The sequence below is a fragment of the Streptomyces sp. NPDC005151 genome (assembly GCF_053599875.1).
In genome coordinates this window covers 37603-46007 of the sequence record NZ_JBSFYR010000063.1, presented here as the reverse complement: position 1 = coordinate 46007, position 8405 = coordinate 37603, and the positions used below count along the sequence as shown (strand labels likewise).

Here is an 8405-nt window from a genome sequence, read left to right as displayed (position 1 = left end):
TCGAGGGCAACCGACTGAAAGCCATACCCGGTGTCTCTGGGCCTCTGGACCTTACGACGGCCCATCCAACCCACCAACAACGTAGGACCGACTGATGGAACTCTCCCTGCCGCTGAACTACGCGGGCGACCCGCGCGAGGCCTGCGACCAGGTTGCCGCGCTGGAGTCCGCCGGGCTCGACGCCGTCTGGGTCGCGGAGGCGTACGGCTTCGACTCGCCCACCCTCATGGGCTACCTGGCCGCGCGTACCGAACGCATGAAGATCGGCGCGGCGATCCTCAACGTCTACTCCCGCACCCCCGCCCTGATCGCCCAGACCGGCGCCGGACTCGACGCGGTCTCCGGCGGCCGGGCGCTGCTCGGGCTCGGTGCGTCGGGCCCGCAGGTCGTCGAGGGCTGGCACGGCAAGGCGTACGACAAGCCGCTCGGCCGGACCCGCGAGACCGTCGAACTGTGCCGCCGGATCTGGCGCCGCGAGGTCATCGACCACCATGGCATCACCGACATGCCGCTGCCGAAGGAGAAGGGCGGTCGGCTCGGCAAGCCACTGAAGATCCTCACCCGGCCGGTGCGCGAGGAGATCCCGCTCTACATCGCCTCGCTCGGCCCCGCCAACGTCCGGCTGACCGCCGAGATCGCCGACGGCTGGCTCCCCACCCTCTTCCTCCCCGAGAAGGCCCAGCAGGTGTGGGGCGGGGCTCTCGCCGAAGGTGCCGCCGAGCGTGACCCGGTGCGCGGACCGCTGCAGACCGTCGCGGGCGGGCTCCTCGCCATCGGCGACGACGCGGCCGCACTCAGGGACCTGGCCCGCCCGCAGATCGCGCTGTACGTCGGCGGCATGGGCGCCAAGGGCAAGAACTTCTACAACGACCTCGCCGTCGCGTACGGATACGAGAAGGAAGCCGCGCTCATCCAGGAGCTCTACCTCTCCGGGAAGAAGAAGGAGGCCGAGGCCGCCGTCCCGGACGAGTTCTGCGAACTCATGTCGCTGTGCGGGCCCGAGGGTTACGTACGCGACCGCATCGAGGCGTTCCGCGAGGCCGGCGTCACCATGCTCAACGTCATCCCGGTCGGTCCCGATCCGGCCCGGCTGATCTCCACCGTCAAGAACTGGCTCTAGGGGGCCCGCAGTGCAGCGGCAGATCTTCACAGAGGAGCACGACGCGTTCCGCGAGACCGTCCGGACCTTCCTGACCAAGGAAGTCCTCCCGCACTACGAACAGTGGGAGAAGGATGGCATCGTCTCGCGTGAGGCCTGGCTCGCGGCCGGCCGGCAAGGGCTGCTCGGCCTCGCCGTCCCCGAGGAGTACGGGGGCGGCGGCACCACCGACTTCCGCTACAGCGCCGTCCTCGCCGAGGAGTTCACCCGGGCCGGCGCCCCCGGGCTCGCGCTCGGCCTGCACAACGACGTCATCGGCCCCTACCTCACCGGCCTCGCCACCGAGGAGCAGAAGCGGCGCTGGCTGCCCGGCTTCTGCAGCGGCGAGATCATCACCGCCATCGCGATGACCGAACCCGGCGCCGGCTCCGACCTCCAGGGCATCCGCACCACCGCCGAGGACAAGGGTGACCACTGGCTGCTCAACGGCTCGAAGACGTTCATCTCCAACGGCATCCTCGCCGACCTGGTGATCGTCGTGGCGAAGACCACTGCGGAGGGCGGCGCGAAGGGGCTCTCGCTGATCGTCGTCGAACGCGGTGCGGACGGCTTCGAGCGGGGCCGCAACCTCGACAAGATCGGCCAGAAGTCCCAGGACACGGCCGAGCTGTTCTTCAACGACGTCCGCGTCCCCAAGGAGAACCTGCTCGGTGAGCGCGACGGCGCGTTCATCCACCTGATGACCAATCTGGCGCAGGAGCGGATGGGCATAGCGGTCGCCGGTATCGCCGCCGCCGAGTACCTCCTGGAGATCACCACCCAGTACGTCAAGGAGCGCGAAGCCTTCGGGCGGCCGCTCTCCAAGCTCCAGCACATCCGCTTCGAGATCGCCGAGATGGCCACCGAGTGCGCCGTCACCCGGGCCTTCCTCGACCGGTGCATCGCCGACCACTCGGACGGGAAGCTCGACGCCGTGCACGCGTCGATGGCCAAGTGGTGGGCCACCGAACTGCAGAAGCGCGTCGCCGACCGCTGCCTCCAGCTCCACGGCGGCTACGGCTACATGACGGAATACCGGGTCGCCAAGGCGTTCACCGACGGCCGCATCCAGACCATCTACGGCGGTACGACCGAGATCATGAAGGAGATCATCGGCCGCTCGCTGCTTGCCTGACCCCTGACGATCGACCACCCTCGAAAGGCTGCTGTCTTGAGTACCGAAGCGTTTGTCTACGACGCGATCCGCACCCCGCGCGGCCGCGGCAAGGCCAATGGCGCCCTGCACGGCACCAAGCCGATCGACCTCGTCGTCGGCCTCATCCACGAAATGCGCAGCCGCTTCCCGGGCCTGGACCCGGCCGCCATCGACGACATCGTCCTCGGCGTGGTCAGCCCGCTCGGCGACCAGGGCTCCGACATCGCCCGGATCGCCGCCATCGCCGCCGGACTCCCGGACTCGGTGGCGGGCGTCCAGGAGAACCGGTTCTGTGCCTCCGGTCTGGAAGCCGTCAACCTGGCTGCCGCGAAGGTCCGTTCCGGCTGGGAGGACCTGATCCTCGCGGGCGGTGTCGAGTCGATGTCCCGGGTGCCGATGGGCTCCGACGGCGGCGCCTGGGCGATGGACCCGATGACCAACTACGAGACCGGCTTCGCCCCGCAGGGCGTCGGCGCCGACCTCATCGCCACCATCGAGGGCTTCTCGCGCCGCGACGTCGACGAGTTCGCCGCACTCTCCCAGGAGCGGGCCGCCGAGGCCTGGAAGGACGGCCGCTTCGCGCGCTCCGTCGTCCCGGTCAAGGACCGCAACGGCCTCGTCGTCCTCGACCACGACGAGCACATGCGCCCCGGCACCACCGCCGACTCGCTGGCCGCGCTCAAGCCCTCGTTCGCCACCATCGGCGAGCTGGGCGGCTTCGACGCCGTGGCGCTGCAGAAGTACCACTGGGTCGAGAAGATCGACCACGTCCACCACGCGGGCAACTCCTCCGGCATCGTGGACGGCGCCGCACTCGTCGCCATCGGCAACAAGGAGACCGGCGAGCGGTACGGACTCACGCCGCGTGCCCGGATCGTCTCAGCCGCGGTCTCCGGCTCCGAGCCGACGATCATGCTGACCGGCCCCGCGCCCGCCACCCGCAAGGCCCTCGCCAAGGCCGGACTCACCATCGACGACATCGACCTCGTCGAGATCAACGAGGCGTTCGCCGGTGTCGTGCTGCGCTTCGCCCGGGACATGGGGCTCTCCCTCGACAAGATCAACGTCAACGGCGGCGCCATCGCGCTCGGCCACCCGCTCGGCGCCACCGGCGCGATGATCCTCGGCACGCTCATCGACGAACTGGAGCGCCAGGACAAGCGGTACGGCCTTGCCACCCTCTGCGTCGGCGGCGGCATGGGCGTCGCCACCGTCATCGAGCGTCTCTGACCGTCCCCGGCCACCCCTTGCTTACGGAGAACACAGCAATGACCGAGAGCACGACCATCCGCTGGGAACAGGACGAGACCGGCGTCGTCACCCTCGTACTCGACGACCCCAACCAGTCCGCCAACACGATGAACCAGGCCTTCAAGAACTCCATCGCGGCCATCGCCGACCGCGCGGAAGCCGAGAAGGACTCCATCCGCGGCATCATCTTCACCTCTGCCAAGAAGACCTTCTTCGCGGGCGGCGACCTCAAGGACATGATCAAGGTCGGTCCCGAGAACGCCCAGGACGCCTTCGACGTCGGCACCGCCATCAAGAACTCGCTGCGCCGCATCGAGACCCTCGGCATCCCCGTCGTCGCCGCCATCAACGGCGCGGCCCTCGGCGGCGGTTACGAGATCGCGCTCGCCTCCCACCACCGCGTCGCCCTCGACGCGCCCGGCTCCCGCATCGGCCTGCCCGAGGTCACCCTCGGCCTGCTGCCCGCGGGCGGCGGCGTCACCCGCACCGTACGCCTCATGGGCGTCGCCGACGCGCTGCTGAAGGTCCTCCTCCAGGGCACCCAGTACACCCCGAAGCGCGCCCTGGAGAACGGCCTCGTCCACGAGGTGGCGGCCACGCCCGAGGAGATGCTCGACAAGGCCCGCGCCTTCATCGACGCCAACCCCGAGTCCCAGCAGCCCTGGGACGTCAAGGGCTACAGGATCCCCGGCGGCACCCCGTCGAACCCGAAGTTCGCGGCCAACCTGCCCGCCTTCCCGGCCAACCTGAAGAAGCAGCTCGCGGGCGCCCCCATGCCGGCGCCCCGCAACATCCTGGCCGCCGCCGTCGAGGGCTCCCAGGTCGACTTCGAGACCGCGCTGACCATCGAGGCCCGGTACTTCACCGAGCTCGTCACCGGCCAGATCTCGAAGAACATGATCCAGGCGTTCTTCTTCGACCTCCAGGCCGTCAACTCCGGCGCCAGCCGCCCCAAGGGCATCGAGGAGCGCCAGGTCACCAAGGTCGCCGTCCTCGGCGCCGGGATGATGGGCGCCGGGATCGCGTACTCCTGCGCGCGCGCCGGAATCGACGTCGTCCTCAAGGACGTCTCCACGGAGGCGGCCGCCAAGGGCAAGGCATACAGCGAGAAGCTCCTCGCCAAGGCGCTCTCCCGGGGCCGCACGACCGAGGCCAAGCGCGACGAGCTGCTGGCGCGCATCACCCCGACCGGCGACCCGGCCGATCTGGCGGGCTGCGACGCCGTCATCGAGGCGGTCTTCGAGGACACCGCGCTCAAGCACAAGGTGTTCCAGGAGATCCAGGACATCATCGAGCCCGACGCGCTGCTCTGCTCCAACACCTCGACCCTGCCGATCACGGTCCTCGCCAAGGGCGTCACGCGCCCCGCCGACTTCATCGGCCTGCACTTCTTCTCGCCCGTCGACAAGATGCCGCTGGTCGAGATCATCAAGGGCGAGCAGACCGGCGACGAGGCACTGGCACGCGCCTTCGACCTGGTCCGCCGGATCCAGAAGACGCCGATCGTCGTCAACGACTCGCGCGGCTTCTTCACCTCGCGCGTCATCGGCCAGTTCATCAACGAGGGCGTCGCCATGGTCGGCGAGGGCGTCGAGCCCGCGTCGGTCGAGCAGGCCGCGGCGCAGTCCGGCTACCCGGCCAGGGTCCTCTCGCTGATGGACGAGCTGACGCTGACCCTGCCGCGCAAGATCCGCAACGAGACGAAGCGCGCGGTCGAGGAGGCGGGCGGCACCTGGGCCGGGCACCCCGCGGACGCGGTCATCGACCGGATGGTCGACGAGTTCGGACGCACCGGACGCAGCGGCGGCGCGGGCTTCTACGACTACGGCGAGGACGGCACGCGGGCCGGGCTGTGGCCGGGACTGCGCGAGCATTTCACCCGGACGGATGCCGATGTCCCGTTCGAGGACATGAAGGAGCGGATGCTCTTCTCCGAGGCACTGGACAGTGTCCGCTGCCTGGAGGAGAACGTCCTCATCTCGGTCGCCGACGCCAACATCGGCTCCATCATGGGCATCGGCTTCCCGCCGTGGACCGGAGGCGTGCTCCAGTACATCAACGGGTACGAGGGCGGCCTGCCCGGCTTCGTGGCGCGCGCCCGGGAACTCGCCGAGAAGTACGGCGACCGGTTCCTGCCGCCCGCGCTGCTGGTGGAGAAGGCTGAGAAGGGCGAGACCTTCCACGACTGACCGGCGCCCCCCGCGGACCACGTACCGGCCGGAGGCTGCGCCATCCGCACCCTCCGGGCGGAAAATACCGGGTGGACAGCGGGACACCCTGCTAGCGTCAGCGCCATGAAGCGCGCTGCCATGACGACGACGCCGGAGAGTGTCCCGGCGCGCTGACAGATGTCTCAGTCCGAAGCCCCGGGGCGAGTGCCCCGGGGCTTCGGCTTGCGATCACTCGCCCGATGAACGCGAGGAGACCGCCATGCACGACCACCGCAAGCTCGGCCGCGAGCTGGGCCTTTTCGACACCGACCCGCTGATCGGCGCGGGACTTCCCTACTGGCTGCCCGACGGGGCGACCGTGCGGCACACCCTGGAGGAGTACATCCGCGCCGCCGAGCGGCGGGCCGGCTACCGGCATGTGTACTCGCCGGTGCTGGGCAAGCGGGAGCTGTACGAGATCTCCGGGCACTGGTCGCACTACAGCGACGACATGTTCCCGCCGATGGACCTGGGCTCGGAACAGGTTGTCCTGCGGCCGAGTCTCTGCCCCCACCACGCGGTGATCTACCGCTCCCGCTCCCACAGCTACCGCGAGCTGCCGCTGCGCATGGCCGAACTGGGCGGCATGTACCGCTCCGAACTCTCCGGCGTGCTCGGCGGACTGACCCGCGTCCGCGCCATCCAGCTGAACGACGCGCACATCTTCTGCACCCTGGAGCAGGTCGCCGGCGAGGCACGGGCCGCCCTGGAGATGATCCGCAGTGCGTACGCGGCGCTGGGCATCCGCCCGGCCCGCTACCGGCTCTCCCTCCCCGGCCCCGGCGGCAAGTACGTGGCCGCGCCCGAGAAGTGGCAGCAGTCCACCGCCCTGCTCACCGAGGTACTCGACCGCTCCGGCCTGCCGTACGACTCGGCGGAGGGCGAGGCCGCGTTCTACGGCCCGAAGATCGACGTCCAGGTCACCGACGGTGCGGGCAGGGAATCCACCCTGTCCACCGTCCAGGTCGACTTCCACCAGCCCGAGCAGTTCGACCTGCACTACATCGGCGCGGACGGTGCGAAACACCGGCCGGTCATGGTCCACCGCAGCATCATCGGCAGCGTGGAGCGGGCCGTCGCCCATCTCATCGAACAACACGGCGGCGCGTTTCCGGCCTGGCTCGCCCCGACCCAGCTGGCGATCCTCCCGATCTCCGAGGCCGAGCTGCCCCACGCCGAGGCGCTGGCCCGGCGCTGCACCGACCTCGGGCTGCGGGCCGGCATTGCCGGACCGGAACGCGGCACCCTGGGCGCACGCATCCGCGAGGACCGCCTGGTGCCGTACCAGGCGGTGATCGGCGCCAGGGAAGCCGCCGACGACCACGTCGCCGTACGACTGCGCGACGGCCGCCGCCTCGACCCGCAGCCCGCCGACGCCTTCCTCGAACGGATCGGCGCGCTCATCGACGCCCACAGCACCGAGCTGTGGGACGACGCCTCTTAGACCGACCGTCCACCGGCAGTGAGCCCCTGTCGGCGGCGGGGCTCACTCCGCCGTGAACGCCGCCCGCAGTTCTTCCTTGAGCGACCGCTGGAACGCGGTCACCAGCGCTTGCAGCACCATCGGCTGCATATGGGCCGACAGCGACTTCATCGCGGCCACATGCTCCGGGTCCGACTCCCGCTCCCGGTACGGATTCCACACCTCGTCCCGGAACAGCCGCGTCAGCTCGTGCGCGGCGGAACGGGTGTGCTCCAGCAGCACCGTGCGGGCCGCGAGGATCGTCTCGTGCGCGATCGGTACGTCGAGCAGCTCGACGCCGAGACGCAGCAGCCCGGGATCGACCCGGTAGCTGCCGGCCGCCGCCTCCGCACGCTCCAGGACGCCCATCGCGGCCAGCCGGTCGATGTCCCCCTCGGTCAGTGCCCGTCCCGCCCGCCGCTCCAGCTCCGCCCGGGTCGCGTGCTCCGCCGAGTCCGGCGCCCAGGACGCCACCAGTGCCCGGTGGATGGCCAGGTCGTGCGCGCTCAGATCGGGCGGCAGCTGCTCCAGATAGCGTTCGATCGCGGCGAGGGTCATGCCCTGGTGCTGAAGCTCCTCGATCAGCGCCAGCCGCGAGAGGTGCTCGTGCCCGTAGTGACCGACCCGGCGCGGTCCGATCACGGGCGGCGGCAGGAGCCCCCGCGTGCTGTAGAAACGCACGGTGCGTACGGTGACTCCGGCGCGCGCCGCCAGCTCGTCGACGGTGAGCGTCGGCTCCTCGGTCCCGGTCGCCATGTCTGCTCCTCGCTGCTGACCGCTGGGCACGGCTGTCCTCGGTCACGGCTCCGTGGGCACGGCCGCATCCGTTGCATCAATCCGGCTCAACAGTATTGCTGTCTCACCACTGTTGTGAAAGTGTCCAGCAGCATCGAAGCGCAGTCCCACCCCCCGGTACGGACCCGCACGGTCCGGCCGATGGCGCCAGGAGGGACCCGTCCGTACTCGCGGACCATCCGGCGGTACGGGAAGAGGTCGCCCGCGCCGTCGAGGCGGCCAACACCCGGCTCAACCGCACCGAGCAGGTCAAGCGGTACCGGCTGCTGTCGGCGGAATGGGGACCGGAGACGGGCGAACTGACACCGTCCCTGAAACTGCGGCGGCGAGTGATCCGCGACATGTACGGCGAGACCATCGAGGCGCTGTACGGGGACGGCTGAACCCGGCCGG

General features: G+C 70.0%; 6 protein-coding genes and 1 pseudogene. 6 read left to right on the top strand and 1 reads right to left on the bottom strand.

What is annotated here, in order from left to right:
* Positions 1–94 precede the first annotated feature (94 nt).
* The 5 genes from ACWD6R_RS27805 to thrS all read left to right on the top strand — a co-directional run bounded on the left by ACWD6R_RS27805 (position 95) and on the right by thrS (position 7199).
* Positions 95–1120, top strand: a complete 1026-nt coding sequence (locus tag ACWD6R_RS27805; RefSeq protein ID WP_451821209.1) for an LLM class F420-dependent oxidoreductase — start codon at positions 95–97, stop codon at positions 1118–1120.
* A gap of 10 nt (positions 1121–1130) precedes the next feature.
* Positions 1131–2273, top strand: coding sequence for an acyl-CoA dehydrogenase family protein (locus ACWD6R_RS27800; RefSeq protein WP_451821208.1), 1143 nt, complete (start codon positions 1131–1133; stop codon positions 2271–2273).
* A 36-nt stretch (positions 2274–2309) separates the two neighbouring features.
* Complete coding sequence (locus ACWD6R_RS27795; protein ID WP_366138395.1) at positions 2310–3524, top strand: acetyl-CoA C-acetyltransferase; 1215 nt, start codon at positions 2310–2312, stop codon at positions 3522–3524.
* A gap of 38 nt (positions 3525–3562) precedes the next feature.
* A complete protein-coding gene (locus tag ACWD6R_RS27790) occupies positions 3563–5734 on the top strand; it encodes a 3-hydroxyacyl-CoA dehydrogenase NAD-binding domain-containing protein (protein WP_451821207.1) in 2172 nt (723 codons plus the stop codon).
* 139 nt (positions 5735–5873) lie between these two features.
* Positions 5874–7199: a threonine--tRNA ligase gene (gene thrS / locus ACWD6R_RS27785; protein ID WP_451821206.1), complete on the top strand. Its 1326-nt coding sequence runs from the start codon at positions 5874–5876 to the stop codon at positions 7197–7199.
* Positions 7200–7241: 42 nt separating this feature from the next.
* Here thrS and ACWD6R_RS27780 read toward each other — a convergent pair whose 3' ends face one another.
* Positions 7242–7973, bottom strand: a complete 732-nt coding sequence (locus tag ACWD6R_RS27780) for a MerR family transcriptional regulator (protein WP_451821205.1) — start codon at positions 7971–7973, stop codon at positions 7242–7244.
* Positions 7974–8149: 176 nt separating this feature from the next.
* On the opposite strand from ACWD6R_RS27780, the pseudogene ACWD6R_RS27775 reads away from it, so the two are divergent.
* A pseudogene (locus ACWD6R_RS27775) lies at positions 8150–8395 on the top strand (long-chain fatty acid--CoA ligase); the annotation flags it as partial.
* Positions 8396–8405 lie beyond the last annotated feature (10 nt).

Coding starts and splice junctions, on each gene's coding strand:
- ACWD6R_RS27805 (WP_451821209.1), top strand. CDS start 95: ATGGAACTCTCCCTGCCGCTGAACTACGCGGGCGACCCGCGCGAGGCC.
- ACWD6R_RS27790 (WP_451821207.1), top strand. CDS start 3,563: ATGACCGAGAGCACGACCATCCGCTGGGAACAGGACGAGACCGGCGTC.
- ACWD6R_RS27780 (WP_451821205.1), bottom strand. CDS start 7,973: ATGGCGACCGGGACCGAGGAGCCGACGCTCACCGTCGACGAGCTGGCG.